This is a genomic window from Streptomyces sp. M2CJ-2 (assembly GCF_016757295.1).
Taxonomy (GTDB): Bacteria; Actinomycetota; Actinomycetes; order Streptomycetales; family Streptomycetaceae; genus Streptomyces.
Map to the genome: position 1 here is coordinate 220,608 of NZ_JAESIF010000003.1, position 21,787 is coordinate 242,394.

General features: G+C 71.7%; 12 protein-coding genes. 10 read left to right on the forward strand and 2 right to left on the reverse strand.

The features are described 5' to 3' along the window. Positions 1–4: 4 nt before the first annotated feature. Both guaB and JL475_RS05430 read left to right on the forward strand, forming a co-directional pair. Positions 5–1,507, forward strand: a complete 1,503-nt coding sequence (gene guaB / locus JL475_RS05425; RefSeq protein WP_202275876.1) for an IMP dehydrogenase — start codon at positions 5–7, stop codon at positions 1,505–1,507. Between the two features lie 127 nt (positions 1,508–1,634). Beyond that, complete coding sequence (locus tag JL475_RS05430) at positions 1,635–2,759, forward strand: GuaB3 family IMP dehydrogenase-related protein (RefSeq protein ID WP_202275878.1); 1,125 nt, start codon at positions 1,635–1,637, stop codon at positions 2,757–2,759. A gap of 772 nt (positions 2,760–3,531) precedes the next feature. Here JL475_RS05430 and JL475_RS05435 read toward each other — a convergent pair. Continuing rightward, a complete protein-coding gene (locus JL475_RS05435; RefSeq protein WP_202275882.1) occupies positions 3,532–4,740 on the reverse strand; it encodes a nucleotide sugar dehydrogenase in 1,209 nt (402 codons plus the stop codon). Between the two features lie 273 nt (positions 4,741–5,013). On the opposite strand from JL475_RS05435, the gene JL475_RS05440 reads away from it, so the two are divergent. Continuing rightward, positions 5,014–6,720: a glycerol-3-phosphate dehydrogenase/oxidase gene (locus tag JL475_RS05440; RefSeq protein WP_202275884.1), complete on the forward strand. Its 1,707-nt coding sequence runs from the start codon at positions 5,014–5,016 to the stop codon at positions 6,718–6,720. 79 nt (positions 6,721–6,799) lie between these two features. Here the strand turns inward: JL475_RS05440 and JL475_RS05445 are convergent, their stop codons facing one another. Next, entirely contained in the window at positions 6,800–7,840 is a 1,041-nt protein-coding gene (locus JL475_RS05445) for a serine hydrolase (RefSeq protein ID WP_202275886.1), read from the reverse strand. A 170-nt stretch (positions 7,841–8,010) separates the two neighbouring features. On the opposite strand from JL475_RS05445, the gene JL475_RS05450 reads away from it, so the two are divergent. From JL475_RS05450 to JL475_RS05480, 7 genes are all read left to right on the forward strand, one after another. Then, positions 8,011–10,146, forward strand: a complete 2,136-nt coding sequence (locus JL475_RS05450) for a serine/threonine-protein kinase (RefSeq protein WP_202275888.1) — start codon at positions 8,011–8,013, stop codon at positions 10,144–10,146. A gap of 153 nt (positions 10,147–10,299) precedes the next feature. Further along, the gene (locus JL475_RS05455) at positions 10,300–12,918 is read left to right on the forward strand and encodes a protein kinase (protein ID WP_202275890.1); all 2,619 of its coding nucleotides are present in this window, start codon (positions 10,300–10,302) and stop codon (positions 12,916–12,918) included. Between the two features lie 181 nt (positions 12,919–13,099). Next, on the forward strand, positions 13,100–14,722 hold the full coding sequence (locus tag JL475_RS05460; RefSeq protein WP_307824979.1) for a serine/threonine-protein kinase: 1,623 nt from the start codon (positions 13,100–13,102) through the stop codon (positions 14,720–14,722). Positions 14,723–14,785: 63 nt separating this feature from the next. Next, positions 14,786–16,195, forward strand: a complete 1,410-nt coding sequence (locus tag JL475_RS05465; RefSeq protein ID WP_202275894.1) for a serine/threonine-protein kinase — start codon at positions 14,786–14,788, stop codon at positions 16,193–16,195. Positions 16,196–16,294: 99 nt separating this feature from the next. Further along, positions 16,295–18,082 (forward strand): serine/threonine-protein kinase, encoded by a 1,788-nt coding sequence (locus JL475_RS05470; RefSeq protein ID WP_202275896.1) that lies wholly within the window; start codon positions 16,295–16,297, stop codon positions 18,080–18,082. Between the two features lie 120 nt (positions 18,083–18,202). After that, the gene (locus JL475_RS05475) at positions 18,203–19,819 is read left to right on the forward strand and encodes a succinic semialdehyde dehydrogenase (RefSeq protein WP_202275898.1); all 1,617 of its coding nucleotides are present in this window, start codon (positions 18,203–18,205) and stop codon (positions 19,817–19,819) included. A gap of 169 nt (positions 19,820–19,988) precedes the next feature. Continuing rightward, positions 19,989–21,764 carry a GMC oxidoreductase gene (locus JL475_RS05480; RefSeq protein WP_202275966.1) on the forward strand — a complete coding sequence of 592 codons (1,776 nt, stop codon included), beginning with the start codon at positions 19,989–19,991 and terminating at the stop codon, positions 21,762–21,764. The last annotated feature ends 23 nt before the right edge of the window (positions 21,765–21,787 follow it).

Genomic DNA, 21,787 nt, shown 5'->3' on the forward strand with positions numbered 1-21,787 from the left:
TGTCATGACTGCGAACGTCGACGGAGTGCCCGGAAAATTCGCGACACTCGGGCTGACCTACGACGACGTGCTGCTGCTGCCGGGTGCATCCGAGGTGCTCCCCAACGCAGTCGACACCTCGTCCCGTATCTCGCGCAACGTCCGTGTGAACATCCCGCTGCTCTCGGCGGCCATGGACAAGGTGACCGAGTCCCGCATGGCGATCGCGATGGCCCGCCAGGGCGGTGTCGGCGTCCTGCACCGCAACCTGTCCATCGAGGACCAGGCCAACCAGGTCGACCTGGTGAAGCGCTCCGAGTCCGGCATGGTCACCGACCCGATCACCATCCACCCCGACGCCACGCTCGCCGAGGCCGACGCGCTGTGCGCCAAGTTCCGCATCAGCGGCGTCCCGGTCACCGACGGCAACAAGAAGCTGCTCGGCATCGTCACCAACCGTGACATGGCTTTCGAGACCGACCGCTCCCAGCAGGTGCGCGACGTCATGACGCCGATGCCGCTGGTCACGGGTCAGGTCGGCATCTCCCGCGTGGACGCCATGGAGCTGCTGCGCCGTCACAAGATCGAGAAGCTTCCCCTGGTCGACGACGAGGGCGTCCTCAAGGGCCTCATCACGGTCAAGGACTTCGTGAAGGCTGAGCAGTACCCCCATGCCGCGAAGGACTCGGAGGGCCGCCTGATCGTCGGTGCCGCCGTGGGCGCGAGCCCCGAGGCGCTCGAGCGTGCCCAGGCGCTCGCCGAGGCCGGGGTGGACTTCCTGGTCGTCGACACCTCCCACGGCCACAACAGCAACGCCCTCAGCTGGATGTCGAAGATCAAGTCGAGCGTCGGCATCGACGTGATCGGCGGCAACGTCGCGACGCGTGACGGCGCCCAGGCGCTGATCGACGCCGGTGTCGACGGAATCAAGGTGGGTGTGGGCCCCGGCTCGATCTGCACCACCCGTGTGGTCGCCGGCATCGGCGTCCCGCAGGTCACCGCCATCTACGAGGCATCCCTCGCGGCCCGCCCGGCCGGCGTGCCGTTGATCGGTGACGGCGGTCTGCAGTACTCCGGCGACATCGGCAAGGCGCTGGCCGCCGGTGCCGACACGGTGATGCTCGGCAGCCTCCTCGCCGGTTGCGAGGAGTCACCCGGCGAGCTGCAGTTCATCAACGGCAAGCAGTACAAGTCGTACCGCGGCATGGGCTCGCTCGGCGCCATGCAGTCGCGCGGTCAGGCCAGGTCGTACTCGAAGGACCGCTACTTCCAGTCCGACGTCGCCTCCGACGACAAGCTCGTCCCCGAGGGCATCGAGGGCCAGGTGCCCTACCGCGGTCCGCTGGCCAACGTGCTGCACCAGCTCGTCGGTGGTCTGCGCCAGACCATGGGCTACGTGGGCGCCGCCACCATCGAGGAGATGGAGACCAAGGGCCGCTTCGTGCGGATCACCTCCGCGGGCCTCAAGGAGAGCCACCCGCACGACATCCAGATGACGGTCGAGGCACCGAACTACAGCCGCAAGTAGGCAGCGGCCCCCCGAGGGCGGCACCGGAGCATCCGGGGCCGCCCTCGCCGTATGTCCGGCGCGCTGACTGCCACGGCCGTCGGGGATACTGGAAGGCGCTGCAACGCATCAGGGAAAGGCCACAGACGTGACTGAGATCGAGATCGGGCGAGGCAAGCGGGGCCGCCGGGCGTACGCCTTCGACGACATCGCCGTCGTCCCCAGCCGCCGTACGCGGGACCCGAAGGAGGTCTCGATCGCCTGGCAGATCGACGCCTACCGCTTCGAGCTGCCCTTCCTGGCAGCTCCCATGGACTCGGTCGTCTCACCGGCCACGGCGATCCGCATCGGCGAGCTCGGTGGCCTCGGCGTGCTGAACCTCGAAGGGCTGTGGACGCGGTACGAGGACCCGCAGCCGCTGCTCGACGAGATCGCCGAACTGGACGCCGAGTCGGCCACGCGCCGTTTCCAGGAGATCTACGCCGCCCCCATCAAGGAGGAGCTGATCGGGCAGCGCATCAAGGAGGTGCGTGACTCCGGCGTCGTCACTGCGGCCGCGCTCTCCCCGCAGCGCACCGCCCAGTTCTCCAAGGCCGTCGTCGACGCGGGCGTGGACATCTTCGTGATCCGCGGGACGACGGTCTCCGCGGAGCACGTCTCCAGCTCGCACGAGCCGCTCAACCTGAAGCAGTTCATCTACGAACTCGACGTACCGGTGATCGTCGGCGGCTGCGCCACCTACACCGCGGCCCTGCACCTGATGCGCACCGGTGCGGCCGGCGTCCTGGTGGGCTTCGGCGGCGGTGCCGCGCACACCACCCGCAACGTGCTGGGCATCCAGGTCCCCATGGCCACCGCGGTCGCCGACGTGGCCGCCGCCCGCCGTGACTACATGGACGAGTCCGGCGGCCGGTACGTGCACGTGATCGCGGACGGCGGCGTCGGCTGGTCGGGCGACCTGCCCAAGGCGATCGCCTGCGGCGCCGACGCGGTGATGATGGGCTCCCCGCTCGCGCGCGCCACCGACGGCCCGGGCAAGGGCAACCACTGGGGCATGGAAGCCGTCAACGAGGAACTGCCCCGTGGCAAGAAGGTCGACCTGGGCACCGTCGGCACCCTCGAGGAGATCCTCACCGGCCCGTCCCACACGTCCGACGGCTCGATGAACCTCTTCGGCGCCCTGCGCCGCGCCATGGCCACCACCGGGTACAGCGAGCTGAAGGAGTTCCAGCGCGTCGAGGTGACGGTGGCGGACTCGCAGCACCGGCGATGACGTGATGCCGCGCTCGCCCTGAGCGCGGCGGACGCCCATGAGGCGATGACGACGACGGGGCCCGGCCATCCATGGGAGTGGCCGAGCCCCGTTGCGTGTCCGGGTGGGGGGGAGTGATGGGGCCCGCGGGGCGGTAGCGTCCGTGTCCGGCGGCTTGCTTCTCCGGGTCGTCCCCTTCCAAGGAACACGTTCCGGACCCCGCCCTTCGAGGCCCGGCCCGATTCCGAACGGACCGCCCTGTCGTGCTGACGGGTGGCCTCGTGGAAGGGGGCGTGCCCACGCACCGTCACCGCAAGCCCACCCGCTGGGACCGGATCCGTCTGTGGACGGTGAGGTGCCGAAGGAGGTGGATTCTGCGGATTTTTGGATGGTGAGCGGCCACCGTTCCTCTGGACCGGGCAGGGTTGAGTCTGCTCAGTCGCACGCCTCGAACGGTTTTGGGCGCACTGGTCCCCGGCGTACTCATCCCCGGGGCGGCGACACGCATCCTGTGCGTGGTCCGGGCCCGGGAGGCCGGTTCCCTGCGTGATCCGGTCACATGGGTATGGCCAAGGCGGCGGGGAGACCCTGAGCCATCGCTCCGGTGGAGCAGGGGCCCCGTTCACCGCGCCGTACCCGGCGTCCAGATCGCGTGATCACGTTAACCCGGACGGCCCACGACACCGCAACCCCGGAGGTCGACCCTCACGCGAACGAGTTACACCGCCCCTGTGCATATTCTCCGGCAAGCAGCTGACGCCCCTGGAGCACGGGGCGTCGCGGGCGCCCCCTCTCACAACCGGTGCGCCGCCCCCGTCGGGGTGGCCCCGCGGGTGTCCAGCAGCAGTTGAGCCTTCACCGACAGGCCCTGCAGGTCGTACGTGCGGTGCTGCTGGAGCAGGATCGTCAGGTCGGCGTCGGCGGCGGCCTCGTACAGGGAGTCGGCGCGCGGGAGGGGGCGGTCGAGCACGCTCCAGGACGGGACGTGCGGGTCGTGGTAGCTGACGGAGGCGCCCAGCTCCATCAACCGCGTCGCGATCTCCTGCGCGGGGCTGCCCTGCTGGTCGGCGAGGTCGGCCTTGTAGGTGACACCGAGGAGCAGCACGCGTGCGCCGCGTGCCGACTTGCCGTGTTCGTTGAGGAGCGCGGCGGCGCGCTGTACGACGTAGTGGGGCATCCGTCCGTTGACCTGCTGGGCGAGTTCTGCCATCCGCAGGGTGCGGCCGGTGTGGGCGGTCAGGTCCTGGGCGACGGCGTGGCCGCCGACGCCGGGGCCGGGGCGGAAGGCGTGGAAGCCGAAGGGTTTGGTCTCCGCGCAGCGGATGACGTCCCACAGGTCGACGCCCAGATCGTGGCAGAGCACGGCCATCTCGTTGACGAGGGCGGTGTTGACGTGCCGGAAGTTGGTCTCCAGCAACTGCACGGTTTCCGCTTCCCGTGGGCCACGCGCGCGTACGACCTTGTCGGTGAGCCTCCCGTAGAACGCGGCGGCCGACTCGGTGCAGGCCGGGGTGAGCCCGCCGATGACCTTCGGGGTGTTGGCGGGGGTGAAGTCGCGGTTGCCGGGATCGACGCGGCTGGGGGAGTAGGCGAGGTGGAAGTCTCGGCCCGCGCGGAGCCCGGATCCGGATTCGAGCAGGGGGCGCAGGAGCCCCTCGGTCGTCCCGGGCGGGGCCGGCGACTCGAGGATCACCGTGGTGTGCGGGCGCAGCCGCGCGGCCAGGGTGCGGGCGGCCGTCTCCACCTGGCTGAGGTCCAGCCCGCCTTCCGCGCCGGGTGGGGCCGGTGCGCAGATGACCGCCGTCCGTACCCGGCCGAGTTCGGCCGGGCCGGTCATCACCCGGAACCCCTGCGCGACCATGCGGCGCAGTTCGGCGGGGCTGAGGGAGGCGGCCTCCGGGCCGGTCCGGTAGCCGATGGTGGGGATGCCGGCGGTGACGGCGGCCTGGGCCAGGGGCAGGCCGTACGGGCCGAGTCCGATGACGGCGAGATCTGCGGGCATGGCGTGGGCCGTCCTTCCCAGTAACCGAAGCGGGACAGGCGCGCAAGCCCTGTGGACAGAACGAGCGAGCGCAATGTCAGACTAGGAGTAAATATGACCGATTTGCTGTATTGGTCGGTCGAGTTTCGTCGAGTCGCCGCGAGGGTTGTCCACAGGCTGGGAGTGCGCGGTGGCTGTGGTCGGGCAACCCGGCCAGAATTTGGGCATGAGGGAGGGGGAACCGGGCTTCGCCCCACGGGTGCGGCCGATGCGACCGATGAGCGGGAGGCAGCGGTGAGGACAGCGACACTGGGACCGGCGGAGCGCGCCGAGTCACTCGCATCCATGGCCGAGCGTGAGCTGGACGTCCTGGTGGTGGGCGGCGGTGTGGTGGGGGCCGGCACCGCGCTCGACGCCGTGACCCGTGGTCTGTCCACGGGACTGGTCGAGGCGCGTGACTGGGCGTCGGGCACCTCCAGCCGGTCCAGCAAACTGATCCATGGCGGTCTGCGCTACCTGGAGATGCTCGACTTCGCCCTCGTACGGGAGGCGTTGAAGGAGCGTGGCCTGCTGCTGGAGAAACTCGCTCCGCATCTGGTGAAGCCGGTGCCGTTCCTCTACCCGTTGCAGCACAGGGGCTGGGAGCGGCTGTACGCCGGGGCGGGCGTCGCGCTCTACGACACCATGTCGATGGCCCCCGGGCACGGACGCGGGCTGCCCGTGCACCGGCACCTGAGCCGTCGTCACGCACTGCGGGTGGCCCCGTGTTTGAAGAAGGACGCCCTGGTCGGGGCGTTGCAGTACTACGACGCCCAGATGGACGACGCCCGGTTCGTGGCGACCCTGGTGCGCACCGCGGCGGCGTACGGCGCGCGAGTCGCCAACCGTGCCCGGGTGACCGGGTTCCTGCGTGAGGGCGAACGGGTCGTCGGCGCCCGGGTGCGGGACGTCGAGGGCGGCGGGGAGTACGAGGTCCGCGCCAAGCAGGTCGTCAACGCCACCGGAGTGTGGACCGACGACACCCAGGCGATGGTGGGCGAGCGGGGCCAGTTCCACGTACGGGCCTCCAAGGGCATCCACCTGGTCGTCCCCAAGGACCGCATCCACTCCACGACCGGGCTCATCCTGCGCACGGAGAAGTCCGTCCTGTTCGTCATCCCGTGGGGCCGGCACTGGATCGTCGGAACCACGGACACCGGCTGGGACCTCGACAAGGCACACCCGGCCGCGTCCAGCGCGGACATCGACTATCTGCTCGAGCATGTGAACTCGGTGCTCGCGGTCCCGCTCACCAGGGACGACGTCCAGGGCGTGTACGCCGGCCTCCGGCCGCTGCTCGCAGGGGAGTCCGACGCCACCAGCAAGCTGTCGCGGGAGCACACCGTGGCGCATCCCGTCCCCGGACTCGTCGTGGTCGCGGGAGGCAAGTACACGACGTACCGGGTGATGGCCAAGGACGCGGTGGACGAGGCCGTGCACGGTCTCGACGCACGCGTCGCCGCCTGCGTCACCGAGGACACACCACTGGTGGGCGCCGAGGGGTACCGGGCGTTGTGGAACGCGCGGGCGCGGATCGCCGCGCGCACCGGACTGCACGTGGTGCGGGTCGAGCACCTGCTGAACCGGTACGGGACGCTGGCGGAGGAGGTCCTGGAACTGGTGGCCCAGGACCCCTCGCTGGGCGAACCGCTGCAGGCGGCCGACGACTACCTGCGCGCCGAGATCACCTACGCCGCCTCGCACGAGGGGGCGCGCCACCTGGACGACGTGCTGACCCGGCGCACCCGCATATCGATCGAGACGTTCGACCGGGGTACGCGCAGTGCACGGGAGGCCGCCGAGCTGATGGCGCCGGTGCTGGGCTGGGACGAGGACCGGATCGAGCGCGAGGTGCGGCACTACGAGAAGCGGGTGGAGGCCGAACGGGAGTCGCAGCGCCAGCCGGACGACCTGACGGCGGACGCGGCACGGCTGGGAGCGCCGGACATCGTTCCGATGTAGGCCGCCCCGGGCTCGAAGGCCGCTTTCACCCGAACGAGTGTCGTGAACTGGGATCTCTGTCCGGAACCCGGGCGTTCTATCAGGTGCGAGGGCAGAACTCGGCCGCGAGGACCGCGGGTACGAGGCCGGGGTCCGCTATCGCGTCCGTGTTCGCCCGGAGGGTGAGGACATGCTCGCCGTCGGCGGTGGTTGCGGTGCGCACGTAACTACCGGAGATATGTCCGTTGTGCCCCCACACGGTGGTGCCGCACGGAAGTTTCACGGGGAACAGGCCCATGCCGTACGAGCCGTGTGCGGCACGGGTGTCGAGCATCTCGCGCAGTTGGCGCGGGGGCAGCAGTTCGCCGCCGAGCAGACTCGCGTAGAAGCGGCCCAGGTCGGTGAGCGTGGTCACCAACTCGCCCGCGGCGCCGGCCACCCGCGGGTCGAGTTCGGTGACGTCGGTTCCGTCGGTGGCGTAGGCGCGGCCGTGCGGGGAGGGCAGAGAGGCGCGGGAGCCGGGAAAGGAGGTGCCCGTCAGACGCAGGGGGGAGATGATGCGCCGCTCGGCCTCGGTGGCGTACGAGTGGCCGGTGACGTGTTCGACGACCAGGCCGAGCAGGACGTAGTTGGTGTTCGAGTAGGCGAAGCGGCCGGGGTCGGCCGGGGAGTGGGTGAGCGCGATAAGCAGTGCCTGACGCGGAGTGACGGGGACGGTTCCACCGGTGTCCTTGGCGAAGTCGTACAGGCCGCTGGTGTGGTTGAGCAGGGAACGCAGGGTCAGCGCGCGGCCGTCGTTGCCCGCTCCTCGCACCAGTCCCGGAAGATGTTTCTCCACGGTGTCGGAGAGCGACAGGCGGTGTTCGTCCGCCAGTTGCAGGACGACCGTCGCGATGAACGTCTTCGTGACGCTGCCGGCGCGGAAGTGGTCGGCCCGGGTGATGCCCTCTCCGGCGGAGGCGTAACGCGGGCCGGTCTCCCCCAGGGCAAGGAGGGCCGCCGCCGGGGCCCCACCCTGTGTGACCAGCAGCGGGAGGAGCGTGTCCGCCGGCGGGACCGGCAGAGTCGAGGAGGCACTCGGGGCCAGGGCGAGCGAAGCCACGGACACAGCGATGGCCAGTAGCGTCCGAGGCGGCGGCATCCCGGTTCCTCTCTCGTCGGAGGACATCATGCAAGGCAGCGGAACGCGTCCTTCACCCGGGTTCCGGGTGCGCCGGGCATGAGGCGTCGCCAGGGGCACCCTGGGCGTGGAGCACTTGTCGGGTGAGGGACAATGAAGGCTCTGTCAGGGCGGGTTGCATGAGGGGACGCATGTCGGAGCCGGAGCGGGCGGGGACATCCCGTCAGGACGAGAGCGCACGTCTCCTCGCCGGGCGGTACCGGCTGGGAGATGTGCTCGGCCGCGGCGGCATGGGGACGGTGTGGCGAGCCGTGGACGAGACCCTGGGCCGGACGGTCGCCGTCAAGGAACTCCGGTTCCCGTCGAGCATCGACGAGGAGGAGAAGCGGCGGCTGATCACACGGACGCTGCGCGAGGCCAAGGCGATCGCGCGGATCCGCAACAACAATGCCGTGACGGTCTTCGACGTGGTCCAGGAGGACGACCGGCCCTGGATCGTGATGGAGCTCGTCGAGGGCAAGTCGCTCGCCGAAGCCATCCGGGAGGACGGCCTGTTGGAGCCCCGGCGTGCCGCCGAGGTCGGGCTCGCGGTGCTCGACGTGCTGCGCTCCGCGCACCGAGAGGGCATTCTGCACCGGGACGTGAAGCCGTCGAACGTGCTGATCGCCGAGGACGGCCGGGTCGTGCTCACCGACTTCGGCATCGCCCAGGTCGAGGGCGACCCGTCCATCACCTCGACCGGCATGCTCGTCGGCGCCCCCTCCTACATCTCCCCGGAGCGGGCCCGCGGGCACAAGCCGGGGCCGGCGGCCGACCTCTGGTCGCTCGGCGGGCTGCTGTACGCGGCGGTGGAGGGTGCGCCGCCGTACGACAAGGGTTCCGCGATCGCGACGCTCACGGCGGTGATGACCGAGCCGCTCGAGGAGCCCAGGAACGCGGGGCCGCTCAGGGACGTCATCTACGGGCTGCTCAACAAGGACCCTGCCCAGCGCCTCGACGACACCCGCGCGCGGACCATGCTGAGCGCGGTGATCCACGCGCCCGGGGGCAGGCGGAACGACCCGGAACCGGCGGACGCGACGAAGGTCGTGCCGTTGCCCGAACCGCCCGATGGGCGTGCCGGTGGCGGAAGCAGGCGGGGCGAGGAGGCCGGGGAGCGGCTGCGCGGTGCGATGCGTTCCGTGCGGAAGGCCGCGGTGGCCGCCGGATCGGCCGGTGCCGCGGCGGCGACACGCGCCAAGACCGGTAGTGGAGACCGTAGTTCGGCGGCCGGTACGGCCTCCGCGGCCACGGCGTCCGGTGCGGCGGCCGGAACCCGGACCGATGGGCGGCCGGCTGTGGGGTCCCCCTTGGGCTCCGGGCCGGCCTCGGTCTCCCCACCGGATTCGACCCGTGGCTCCGGTGCGGGTTCGGGTCCGACGCCGAACCCGGCACCCGGCGGGCCGTCGAACCAGGCTTCTGGCGGGCGGAGTTCGGGGTGGCCCGTGATGACGCCGCCGGATCTGCCGGCGAGGCCCGCGCCGAAGGCGTCGCTCACCGACGTGGTGCCGCGGCGGACGCTGGTCGTCATCGCGGTGGTCGTGGTGCTCGCCGTGCTCGGTACCGTGCTGGCCATCGTGCTCAGCAGTGATGGCGACGAGAACGGCGCGGGGGCGAAGGGCGGCGGCACGGACAAGGTCGCCTCCAGCACGGCGTCCAGCGCCGACACCAAGAACGCCGAGGGCACCGGGGCCGAGGCCGACACCAAGAACGCCGAGGACGAAACCGGTACCGACGGTGCGGCGAACGAGTCGGTGGACTCGGGAACCGGCACGGGAGGGGAACCGGAGTCCGGCGACGCCGGTTCGGCGGAGAGCGAGGCCGGCGACCCGGCCGGAGACGACGACGGCGCCTCGGCGGTGAAGGCGACGCACCACGGGAGCCAGGGGTACTCGATCGGACTGCCCGAGGGATGGAAGTACCGGTCGACGGACGGGGCCGGGGACCGTTTCACCGGGCCCGACGGACAGAGGCTGCTCGTCGCCTGGACGTCCACGCCGAAGGGCGACCCGGTGGCCGACTGGAAGAACCAGGAACGCGACATGGTGCGCCCGCAGTACAAGAGGATCCGCATAGAGGCGGTGGACTACCGGGGGTGGAACACCGCCGACTGGGAGTTCACCTACGCGGACGGGGGGACGAAGTACCGGACCATCGACCGGGGGTTCGTCGTCGACGGCCGGTACGGGTACGCGTTGATGTATTCGGCGAAGGCCGCCGACTGGGACGGTGAGCAGCGCAAGGAGACGTGGCAGGTGCTGACGCAGTCCTTTGAACCCAAGTCCTGAGCATGGGTGACCGCTTGATTGGGGAGTGAGATGTGGCATCCCCTCTCTGCGGGTTGCCTCCGGCACGTATCGTGAGTGTTCGCGGCCCGTACGCAGCCGGAACGGGCCGCCGGGCGAACGGAACCGACCGACCGTACTGCCGGGGGAGGCACAGTGGACGAATACGCGGGACGAGTTCTCGCCGATCGCTACCGCCTGCCGCTGCCGCCCTCCGACGAGTACGAACTGACCGAGACCCGCGCCTTCGACACCTACAGTGGGCAGGAAGTCCTGGTCAGGCAGGTGCCGTTGCCGGAAGTCGTCGAGGCCGAGGTGCTCGACGCGGAGGGGCTGCCCGACGGTTTCACGGCGCGTGACGGAAGCGTCCGGCGGGCCGCCGGACGTACCGGCGACCGCGCGGGTGCACGACGGCCCACCGACCCCGTGGCGCGGCGCGCGGTCGAGGCCGCGCAGGCCGCGGCGGCCATCCCCGACCATCCGCGGCTGGACCAGGTCTTCGACGTGTTCGCGGAGGGCGGTTCCCTGTGGATCGTCAGCGAACTGGTGTCCGCCCGACCACTGGCGGCGCTGCTGGCCGAGCAGCCGCTGACTCCGTACCGGGCGGCCGAGGTCGCCTCGGACGTCCTGATGGCGGTGCGGGTCCTGCACGCGCACGGCTGGGTGCACCGGAACATCACCCCGCGCACGGTGCTGGTCTGTGACGACGGCCGGGTGATGCTCACCGGTCTCGCCGTCGGCGCGGCGGAGGAGGCGCTGTGCGGGTACGACCCGGTGCCTGCTGAGGACCCCCTCGTTGAGCACATTCCCGCCTCGGGTCCGCCCGTTCCGGGTGCCGTCGTTCCGAATGCCGCGGTGCCGGGGTCGGGAGCGACCGGGGAGCTGGGACCGGTGGCGCCCACGGGTACGGGCATGGGCACGGGCGCTTCGGTTCCGCGGGGCACTCCGTCGTGGCCCCCCGGCTTCACGGCCGATTCGGACCCGAACCCCGACGCCGCGCGGCGGGCCGCCATAGAGGCGCGGGCCGGCCGGTTGCCCGGTGGCGGGGCGGCGAACCCGGCCGACGGCGCCTCCCCCGCGGCGGCCCCACAGCCCGTCGACAGCGCCGGAGACGTCAGAGCCGCACGCGCGGGGGCGATCGCCGCGTACCGGGCTGGTACCCGCGCCGCAGCCCGGGTGCAGGAGGCACAGCAGACGGGCCGGGCCGCCCTGCCCGGCGCCGGACAGGGCGGCGGGACCGGTCCGCAGACCGGGGCGGTTCCGCCGGGGCAGATAGCCGACCCCTACGGCGTGGGAACCACTGGCAGGCCCGGCGCCGCCCCCCGCGGCGTACCCGAGGCCGCGTTGCCGCCCGGCGGTTCCACGTCAGCATCCGCGCTCAGCCCCGCGACCAGTCCCGCGACCGGCGCGGCGGACTCGGGAGGCTTCGCCCCGCCCGGCGGGGCCACCCCGCCCGCCCGCTGGGACGATCCGGCAGCCCACACACCCACGCGCCGGGCCCCCACCACCGCGCTGGCCGCCGAGCGGGCACGCCAGGCGCGGATGGCCGTCGTCGGCCCCGTGACGGAGCGGTGGGCACCGGAGCAGGCCGGGCCCGTGCACGAGAACTGGCAGCTGGCCGCGCCCATCGGCCCCGCGACCGATCTGTGGGCGCTGGGCGCGCTCCTGTTCCGGGCCGTGCAGGGCCACGCGCCCTACCCGGAGGAGTCGACGGCCGAACTGGTGCAGATGGTGTGCGCCGAACCCCCCGCGTTCGCCGAGGAGTGCGGGCCGCTCAGGCCGGTCGTGGAGTCACTGCTGCGTCAGGACCCCACCGAGCGGCTGGACTTCGAGGAGTTGCGCGGCTGGCTGCGTTCACTGGTGCGGTCGGCGCCCGAGCCGGAGGCCGGCGTACACGTCATAGCGGCACCGCCGGTCGACACCAGCCGGCTGCCCGTCGTGCGGCGCCGGGGCGAGCTGGTGCGCAGGCGCCGCGCCGCACTGCCCGCGCACCACGGACGGCACAAGCGGGCCAAACAGGAGTCGGGGTCCCCGCGCCGGCTGGGCCGCACCCTGCTCCTGCTGGTGCTGCTCGCCATGGCCGCGGCGATCGCGTACGCCGTCCTGTTCATGCCGAAGGCCGGAGAGGGGACCGGGAGCGCGGGCAGGGCCGACCGTACCGGCGCCACCGGAGAGATCGGCGGGACGTCCCCGTCGCAGGAGGCCGGCGGAGCGCCGGGCGTCGACGACTCCTCGACGAAACCGGACGACCCGAAGAACCCGAAGGGCGGCGTTGAGGAGTCGGCCGCGTCCAACGAGACGCAGACCACCGCCCCCGACGCCGTCGAGGGCTTCACCCTGCGCGAGGACCCGGAGGGCTTCCGGGTCGCCGTCGCCGAGGGCTGGCAGCGCACCGGGAAGAACGGCAGCGGCCAGGTCGTCTACTCCAGTGGCGACTTCGAGCTGATCGTCGTACCGGGCCGGGACAGTGCCTCGCAGTACGGCGACGACCCGATGGCCTATCAGCGGGACGACGAGCGTGAGCTCCAGCCGTACCGCGACTCCAGCTGGGCCACGTCCACCGGGCTGAAGACCATCGAGGTGGGCGGACTCACCATGGCCGAGGGACAGTTCACGTGGACCGGCGGCGACGGGGGCGAGCTGTACGTCCGCAACCTCGCGGCGCTGATCGACGGCCGGTACCACGTCGTGCAGGTGCGTGGCCCGGAAGGCGAACGGGACGAGGTGAGCCGGCTGTTCGAGCAGGCGTCGACGACGTACCGGTTCACCGGCTGACCGGGGAAGCGGCGAGGAGGCGCCCGAGGGCCGTATACCTCTGCAGGCGCTTCGGTTGCCTCCCGTCCCGCACAGCGACAACCATCACAGTGCGGTCTCCATGGCCCCCCTTCGGTTCCCAGGGCCGACCCGGATACCTACCCTGACGTTGTCAAGACCATTGCGGGGCAAGGTGAATGAGATACAGGGTCGGCTCGTCGCGGGCCGCTACCGGCTGGGCGAAGCCATCGGCAGCGGTGGCATGGGCCGGGTGTGGCGCGCGCATGACGAGGTGCTGCACCGATCCGTCGCGGTCAAGGAGCTGACCGCCGCTCTCTACGTCTCCGAGAGCGAGCAGGCCACGCTGCTGGCGCGCACCCGCGCCGAGGCGCGTGCGGCGGCACGGATCAACCACTCCGCGGTCGTCACGGTGCACGACGTGCTGGAGCACGACGGCCGCCCGTGGATCGTCATGGAGCTGGTCGAAGGCCATTCGCTGGCCGACGCCGTCAAGGAGCGAGAGCGTGTCGAGCCCCGCGAGGCGGCACGGATCGGTCTGTGGGTGCTGCGCGCCCTGCGGGCCGCGCACGCCGCCGGTGTGGTGCACCGTGACGTCAAGCCCGGCAACGTGCTCCTCGGCGGCGACGGACGCGTGCTGCTCACCGACTTCGGCATTGCGCAGATAGAGGGTGACACGGCGATCACCCGGACCGGAGAGGTCGTCGGCTCGGTCGACTACCTCGCACCCGAGCGCATCCGCGGTCAGGATCCCGGGCCCTCCTCCGACCTCTGGGCGCTCGGCGCCACGCTGTACACGGCGGTGGAGGGCAGATCGCCGTTCCGCCGGACGTCCCCGCTGACCACCATGCAGGCGGTCGTCGAGGAGGAGGCCGGTGAGCCGCGGTACGCCGGCCCGCTCGCGCCCGTCATCAGCGCACTCCTGCGCAAGGATCCGGCCATGCGGCCCGACGCGGCGGCGACCGAGCAGATGCTCGCCGAGGCCGCGGAGGGGCGTCGGCCGAACTCGGCGCAGATGTACGTGCCGACGCAGGCCGTCGGCACACCCGCACCCGCGTCGGTGCCGGCGCCGTACGGGCCTGAGACGGGTGTGGGCGCCACGGCCGTTCAGCCGACTTCCGCAGCCGTGGCCGCCGGGACCCGGTGGCGCGGACGCCCGCGCCTGATCGCCCTGGTCGTGGTCCTGGCCGCACTCGTCGGCGGGAGCGCCGCGGTGCTGCTGCACGAGGGCGAGGGCAACGCGCAGGGCGGCGGCAGCACTTCGGCGGCGCCTTTCGGCACGACCACGCCCGACGCGACCGGTGGTACGGGCGACGGCACCGAGCAGACGGACGGCCTGCCGGAGGGCTGGGTGCGCCGCACCGACCCCTTCGGCTTCAGCATCGTCCTGCCCGGCGAGGACTGGGAGCGGGTCGTCTTCGACGAGGAGACCCGCCAGGTCGACTACACGCCCGACGGCGGAAAGCACTTCATCCGTATCGCCGCCGACGACTCCCCCGACTTCGACGACCCGTACGAGCACCTGAGAGACCTCGACCAGCAGATAGGACAGCGGCTGGTCGACTACCGGCAGGTGGGTCTGGAGCGCCGCGTCTACCGCGATCGCAAGAGCGCGCGACTCGAGTACTCCTGGACCGCGCTGCCCAAGGACACGAAGTTCCCGGGGCCGTACCGGGCCGTCGACCAGATGTACCTCTCGCGCGACGGGATCGAGTACGCGCTCTACATGGCGGCCCCGGCCGAGGACTGGGCCACGACGAGCAAGCAGTTCGAAACGATCCTGCAAGGGTGGCGCGAACCCCGGTAGCCGGGCGCGCTTGGCCGAATAGGCCCACCGGAGGGAACACATCCGGTGGGGCATGATGGGCCCATGGGGACCGAGGGGGAGCCCGGAAACGGGACGGCACGGAACAACGCCCGTGTCATAGCGGGCCGTTACCGGCTGGAGGAGAGACTCGGCCGCGGCGGCATGAGCGTGGTGTGGCGGGCGACCGACCAATTACTCGGGCGTGACGTCGCCGTCAAGGAACTCCCCCTCGACGAGACGCTCTCCGCGGCGGAGGCCCGGCGACAGCGGGACCGTACGCTCCGGGAGGCACGCGCGCTCGCCCAGTTGAGCCACCCGCACATCATCATCGTCCACGATGTCGTCGAGGACGACGAACGTCCATACATCGTCCTGGAGTTGATCGACGGCGGATCGCTGGCCGACCGTATCGCCACGCGGGGTCCCGTCGACGCCGCGGAGGCTGCGCGCATCGGCATCGACCTGCTCGGCGCGCTCCGTGGCGCCCACACGGCGGGTGTCCTGCACCGCGACCTCAAACCCGCGAACGTGCTGCTGGAGCGCGGCACCGACCGGGTCGTCCTCACCGACTTCGGGATCGCCCAGGTGGCGGGGGCCACCACGCTCACCGAGTCCGGTTCCTTCGTCGGCTCGCCCGAGTACACCGCCCCCGAGCGGATGTCCGGGGCCAGGACCGGCCCCGAGTCCGACCTGTGGTCGCTCGGCGCCCTGCTGTGCACGGTGCTCAGCGGTGAGTCGCCGTTCCGCCGGGACTCGATCGGCGGGGTCGTGCACGCGGTCGTGACCGATGAGATACGACCACCCGCGCAGGCCGGGCCGATCCTGCCCGTCGTACGGGGCCTGCTGGAGCGCGACCCCGACCGACGGCTGGACGCGGACCGGGCCGAGAGGATGCTGCGGGCCTTCCGCGAGACGGGCCGCACACCGGAGTACCCGCCGCTCGGGTACGCCGTGACGGCGGAGGCCGAAGGGCGGGCGGCCGGCGGGGCAGGGACGGCTGGAGGAAGCGGGGCCGGGAGAGGAGCGGCCGGAGGAGGGGCCGGGCGGGGGCGCCCGGCCGACGGCCTCGCCGGGGAACACCCGGTCCGGCAGCCCACGCGGAGCGTGCTCGTGGCCGCGCTGGCCGTCGCCGCGATGGCGGGCGCCGGAGTGTCCGCGGCGGCACTGCTCCTGGACCATGACGGAGGCGGAGGCGGAGGCGGCGGGGGCGGTACGCCGTCCAGCACGGGACCGCGGACACCCGCGAGCCAGTCTCCCGAGCCCCGGCCGTCCGATACACCACGCCCGTCCCGCACGGGCCGTCCGTCGGCCACGGTGTCTCCCACAGCGGTGCCTCCCGCGACCGCCCCCACGGCTCCCGGCGCGTCTGTCACGTCCGGTGCGCCGTCCGATGCACCACCCGATACGCCGTCCGACACACCGTCCGACACACCGTCCGGTGTGACGTCCGACGCGACGTCACCGGCCGCATAGCAGCGTAAACGGGAGATAAGCCGCAGGCGGCGTCACGGGTCTGTGACCGGACGGTGTTCGAAGTGGCTCCGTGAGGGGTCGGCGCGATATGGATGGAGCATGAGCAGCCACGGGGGAGCCCGCCACGGTGGGGTAGACGAGCCGACGAGTTTTGATCTGCAACCGCCGACCCCGAACCCGGACCGGGTTCCGAACCCGGCCGCGCCCATGCCGCATCCCGACAACCCGTACGCATCCCCCACGCAGGTGGTGCCGCCGCAGCCGCACATCCGGCAGGGACCGCCGCCACAGCCGCCCCACGCGCCGCCGCCCTCCTCGCAGCCGTCACAGGACCCCGGCGTCGGTCGGCTCATCGCCGGTCGGTACCGGCTGCTCGCCAAGCTCGGGCACGGCGGCATGGGCACGGTGTGGCGGGCCGCGGACGAGACGGTGGACCGCGAGGTCGCCGTCAAGGAGCCCCGCGTCCCGGATCATCTTCCCGAACGCGAACGGGCCAACGCCTTCGAACGGATGCGTCGCGAGGCCCGTGCCGCGGCCCGGCTCGACCACCCGGCGGTGGTCAACGTCCATGACGTCGCGGTCGTGGACGGACAGCCGTGGATCGTGATGGAACTGGTCCAGGGCCGCTCGCTGGGCGCCGTCCTGCAGGAGGAGGGCACCCTCTCCGCGCGCGAGGCGGCCAGGGTCGGACTGGAGGTGCTCGGCGCGCTGGAGGCCGCGCACGCGGCCGGCATCCTGCACCGGGACGTGAAACCGGACAACGTGCTGCTCGGCCGGCACGACCGGGTCGTCCTCACCGACTTCGGCATCGCCCAGATCGAGGGCGAGACCAACCTGACCGACACCGGCGGCTTCGTCGGTTCGCCCGAGTACATCGCGCCGGAGCGGGTGCTGGGCCAGCGCCCCGGTCCCGCCTCCGACCTGTGGTCCCTCGGCGTCGTGCTGTACGCGGCCACGGAGGGGGTCTCGCCGTTCCGCCGCAGCAACACGCCCGCGACACTCCAGTCCGTCCTCAACGCCGCGCCCGCGCCGGCGGCCGCCGCGCAGGGGCCGCTGGCCGAGGCCATCACCGGACTGCTGCAGAAGGACCCGGTGCACCGCCCGAACGCCGCGCAGGTCCGGACGCTGCTGGAAGCCGTCGTCAATCCGCCCGCGCCCCCGCCCACGCAGGTCGTCCACTCCCCGGGCTTCGGCAACGGGGCCGGGCCCGCGTCCGGCGGCAAGGGCGGTGTCCGGATCGGCCACAAGACGCTGGCCGGTCTGGGGGCGGCGGTCGTCGCCGGAGCGGTGGCCGCGTACCTGGTGATCGCGGACCCCTTCGCGGGGCCGCTGCCGGACGGCTGGGAGACCCACGAGGAGAGGGGCGTCGCGGCGTCCGTGTCGGTGCCGAAGGGCTATCAGAGGTCGGTGCCCGACCGGAAGACGGACCAGGACCACTGGGTCAGGTACACGGACCACAGCGGCAGCATCTGGGTCGGTCTGACACTCGAGCGGAAGGCCGAGGACACCGGTAACGAGATCGAGGGTTCCGCCGCCGCCGAGATGTACGACGACAACAAGCGCTTCAAGGAGACCGGCGACTACTCCCTCGACATGCCGAAGGACCCGACGACGCACCCGGAGTCCAACCTCACCCACAAGGGGAAGGAGGCCGCGGAGAACACCGTCGTCTACACCACGGACGACAGTCAGGACCCCCGTCCACGCGAGATGCGGATCTTCTACTACATGACCTCCGCCGAGGACATGTACAAGCTCACCATCAGCTACCCGGGCAAGGGCGACTTCACCGAGCGCGGGCGTGAGGTGGCGCAGACCGTGATCGACAATCTGGACATCGAGGAGTCCGCCAAGGGGTCCGCCGAGGATCCGGTCGACGCACCCTGACCGGCCAACGCCCTGATCAGCGGGTTTGTTGCCAGCGTTCACTGGCGTGGTGTGTGAGCGGTCCGTGAATCTGTTACCGACGGGTACACAAAGTGTTCGCGTGGGCATACCCTGCGGCTCATGACGGACGTGCAGACCACCCGGGACACCACCGGTACCAACCCTCCGGCCCCCGCCCCGGCGGGCGCCCGCACCGCGGCCGACGTGGTCACTCCCGAACTGGTCGCCCAGCTCACCAAGGGCGTCGTCGGTTCCGGGCGGACCGCCAACCACACGCCCTTCACCGGCGAGAAGCTGGCGGACCTCCCCGAGTCGACCCCCGAGGACGTGGTGCGGGCCTTCGAGACGGCCCGCACCGCCCAGGCCGTGTGGGCGCAGATCCCGGTACGACGGCGCGCCGCCGTTCTGCTCCGGTTCCACGACCTGGTGCTCGAACGCCAGGCCGAGGTGCTCGACCTGATCCAGTTGGAGACCGGCAAGGCCCGCCTGCACGCCCACGAGGAGGTCCAGGCCGTCGCCGTCGCCGCCCGCCACTACGGCCGCCGGGCCGCCGCGTATCTGCGGCCCAAGCGCCACGCGGGCGCCGTGCCCGCCCTCACGAAGGTCACCGAACTGCGTCACCCGCGCGGTGTCGTCGGCCAGATCGCCCCCTGGAACTACCCGCTCGAACTGTCCGTCGGCGACGCGCTCCCGGCGTTCGTCGCGGGCAACGCGGTCGTGATGAAGCCCGACACGGAGACCTGCCTCACCGCGCTCTGGGCCCGTGACCTGCTGATCGAGGCGGGGCTGCCCGCCGACGTCTTCCAGGTCGTTCTCGGCGAGGGGCCGGTCGTCGGTCCGGAGGTCGTCCGGCACGCCGACTACGTCTCCTTCACCGGCTCCACCCGCACCGGCCGCGAGGTCGCCCGGAGCGCCGCCGCCCGCCTGGTCGGCGTGTCCCTCGAACTCGGCGGCAAGAACGCCATGCTGGTCCTGGAGGACGCCGACCTGGACAAGGCCGCCGCCGGCGCCGTCCGCGCCTGCTTCTCCTCCGCGGGCCAGCTCTGCATCTCCATCGAGCGGCTGTACGTCCACGAGTCGGTCGCCGACGCCTTCCTGGAGCGCTTCGCCGCCCGGACCCGCGCGATCCGCCTCGGCACCTCCCTGAGTTACGGCGCCGACATGGGCTCCCTGGTCGGTGAACGCCAGCTGGAGGCCGTCACCCGGCACGTGGAGGACGCCGTCGCCAAGGGCGCCAAGGTGATCGCGGGCGGCACGGCCCGTCCGGACGTCGGACCGTACTTCTACGAGCCGACCATCCTCGACGGCGTCGAGGAGTCCATGACCGTCTGCGCGGAGGAGACCTTCGGCCCGGTCGTCTCCCTCTACCGCTTCGGCTCCGACGACGAGGCCGTCGAACGCGCCAACTCCACCCCGTACGGCCTGAACGCCTCGGTCTGGACGAAGGACGCCCGGCGCGGCCGCGAGGTGGCCGGCCGGCTGCGCACCGGCACGGTCAACATCAACGAGGGGTACGCGCCCGCCTACGGCAGCGTCCAGTCGCCGATGGGCGGCATGAAGGACTCGGGCCTCGGCCGCCGGCACGGCTCCGAGGGCATCCTCAAGTACACGGAGGCCCAGACCGTCGCGCACCAGCGGCTGCTGCCGATGGCTCCCTCCCTCGGCCTGGACGACGAGCGGTACGCGGAGTTCATGAGCCGGAGCCTGCGCCTGATGAAGGCATTCCGTTTCCGCTAGCCCGTCCCGCCCCCGCCCCCATCCCGCCCCCGACCTGACCGGGCCGAGCCGGCACCGCAGCTTTCGACGAGGAGAGCACGTGTCACAGGAGAACTCCGTCCAGGAACGGAACGACGAACGCGAGGACGACACGCCGCACGACACGGCGCATGACGCCGCGCACGACGCCGTGTACGACTACGACGTCCTCGTCGTCGGCTCGGGCTTCGGCGGTTCCGTCACGGCCCTGCGCCTGACCGAGAAGGGCTACCGCGTCGGCGTACTGGAAGCGGGCCGCCGCTTCACCCGCGACTCCCTGCCGAAGAACTCCTGGGACCTGAGGAACTACCTGTGGGCCCCCGGGCTCGGCATGTACGGCATCCAGCGCATCCATCTGCTGGGCAACGTGATGGTCCTGGCCGGGGCGGGCGTCGGCGGCGGCTCCCTCAACTACGCCAACACCCTCTACGTACCGCCCAAGCCCTTCTTCGACGACCCGCAGTGGCGCGACATCACCGACTGGCAGGACGAGCTGAAGCCGTACTACGACCAGGCGCGGCGCATGCTGGGCGTACGGCTCAACCCGACGACGACCCCGTCCGACGTGCACCTGAAGGCGGCGGCCGAGCGGATGGGCGTGGGCGACACCTTCCACATGGCCCCGGTCGGCGTCTTCTTCGGGGACGGCGAGGACGCCGACGGCACGGTGCGGGCGAAACCGGGGCGGGAGGTGGCCGACCCGTACTTCGGTGGGGCGGGACCCTCGCGCCGGGCCTGTACCGAATGCGGCGAGTGCATGACCGGTTGCCGGCACGGTGCGAAGAACACCCTCAACGAGAACTACCTCCACCTCGCCGAGAAGGCGGGCGCGGTCGTCCATCCCATGACGACGGCCGTGTCGGTGACGGAGGACTCGCAGGGCGGATTCGCCGTCGCCACGCTCCCCACCGCCAACCGCCGCAAGGGCGGCGGGCGGACCTTCCGGGCCCGCCGCGTCGTGCTGGCCGCCGGCACGTACGGCACCCAGACACTGCTGCACCGGATGAAGGCCAACGGTCAGCTCCCGCACATCTCGGACAGGCTGGGCGAGCTGACCCGCACCAACTCCGAGGCGCTGGTCGGGGCGCAGACCGACGACCGCCGCTATCGCAAGGCGACCGGGGCACCCAAGGTCGACTTCACCCGCGGTGTGGCCATCACCTCGTCGATCCACCCCGACGAGAACACCCATATCGAACCGGTCCGTTACGGTCGCGGCTCCAACTCGATGGGCGGCCTGTCGATCCTCCAGGTCCCGTACGCGGGTGGTGGTTCGGGCGCGGCCAGGGTGCTGGGCTGGCTGGGCAACGCGGCGAGACACCCCTGGCAGATGATGCGTTCGCTCTCCAACCGGCGCTGGTCGGAGCGGACCATCATCGGCCTGGTGATGCAGTCGTTGGACAACTCCCTGACGACGTACCTGAAACCGTCCGGGGCGGGCCGCGGGCTGCTCACCGCGCGGCAGGGCCACGGTGCCGCCAACCCCAAGCAGATCAAGGCGGCCACGGAGGGAGCGTCCGCCCTGGCGGCCGAGATCAACGGGTTCGCCGGTTCCAACATCGGCGAGCTGTCGGGCATGCCGCTCACCGCCCACTTCCTGGGCGGCTGCCCCATCGGCGCCACCCGGGACACCGGCGTGGTCGACCCGTACCACCGCCTCTACGGCCATCCCGGCATCTCGGTCGTGGACGGGGCGGCGGTCTCGGCGAACCTGGGCGTGAACCCGTCCCTGACGATCACGGCACAGGCCGAGCGGGCCATGTCGTACTGGCCCAACAAGGGCGAGCCCGACCCTCGTCCGCGGCAGGGGGCGGTCTATGAGCGGCTCCAGCCGGTCGAGCCGAAGGCGCCGACGGTCCCGGCGGACGCGTTCGGCGCGCTGAAGCTGCCGTTCCTGGGGATGCCGGCGGTGCCGCCGAAGAAGTAGCCGCGGCAGCCGGGCGGGCCGAA

Excerpts from the sequence above, each read along its gene's own strand:
- guaB (WP_202275876.1), top strand. The coding sequence starts at position 5 with ATGACTGCGAACGTCGACGGAGTGCCCGGAAAATTCGCGACACTCGGG.
- JL475_RS05435 (WP_202275882.1), bottom strand. The coding sequence starts at position 4,740 with ATGCCCGCAGATCTCGCCGTCATCGGACTCGGCCCGTACGGCCTGCCC.
- JL475_RS05445 (WP_202275886.1), bottom strand. The coding sequence starts at position 7,840 with ATGCCGCCGCCTCGGACGCTACTGGCCATCGCTGTGTCCGTGGCTTCG.
- JL475_RS05450 (WP_202275888.1), top strand. The coding sequence starts at position 8,011 with ATGTCGGAGCCGGAGCGGGCGGGGACATCCCGTCAGGACGAGAGCGCA.
- JL475_RS05465 (WP_202275894.1), top strand. The coding sequence starts at position 14,786 with ATGGGGACCGAGGGGGAGCCCGGAAACGGGACGGCACGGAACAACGCC.
- JL475_RS05470 (WP_202275896.1), top strand. The coding sequence starts at position 16,295 with ATGAGCAGCCACGGGGGAGCCCGCCACGGTGGGGTAGACGAGCCGACG.
- JL475_RS05475 (WP_202275898.1), top strand. The coding sequence starts at position 18,203 with ATGACGGACGTGCAGACCACCCGGGACACCACCGGTACCAACCCTCCG.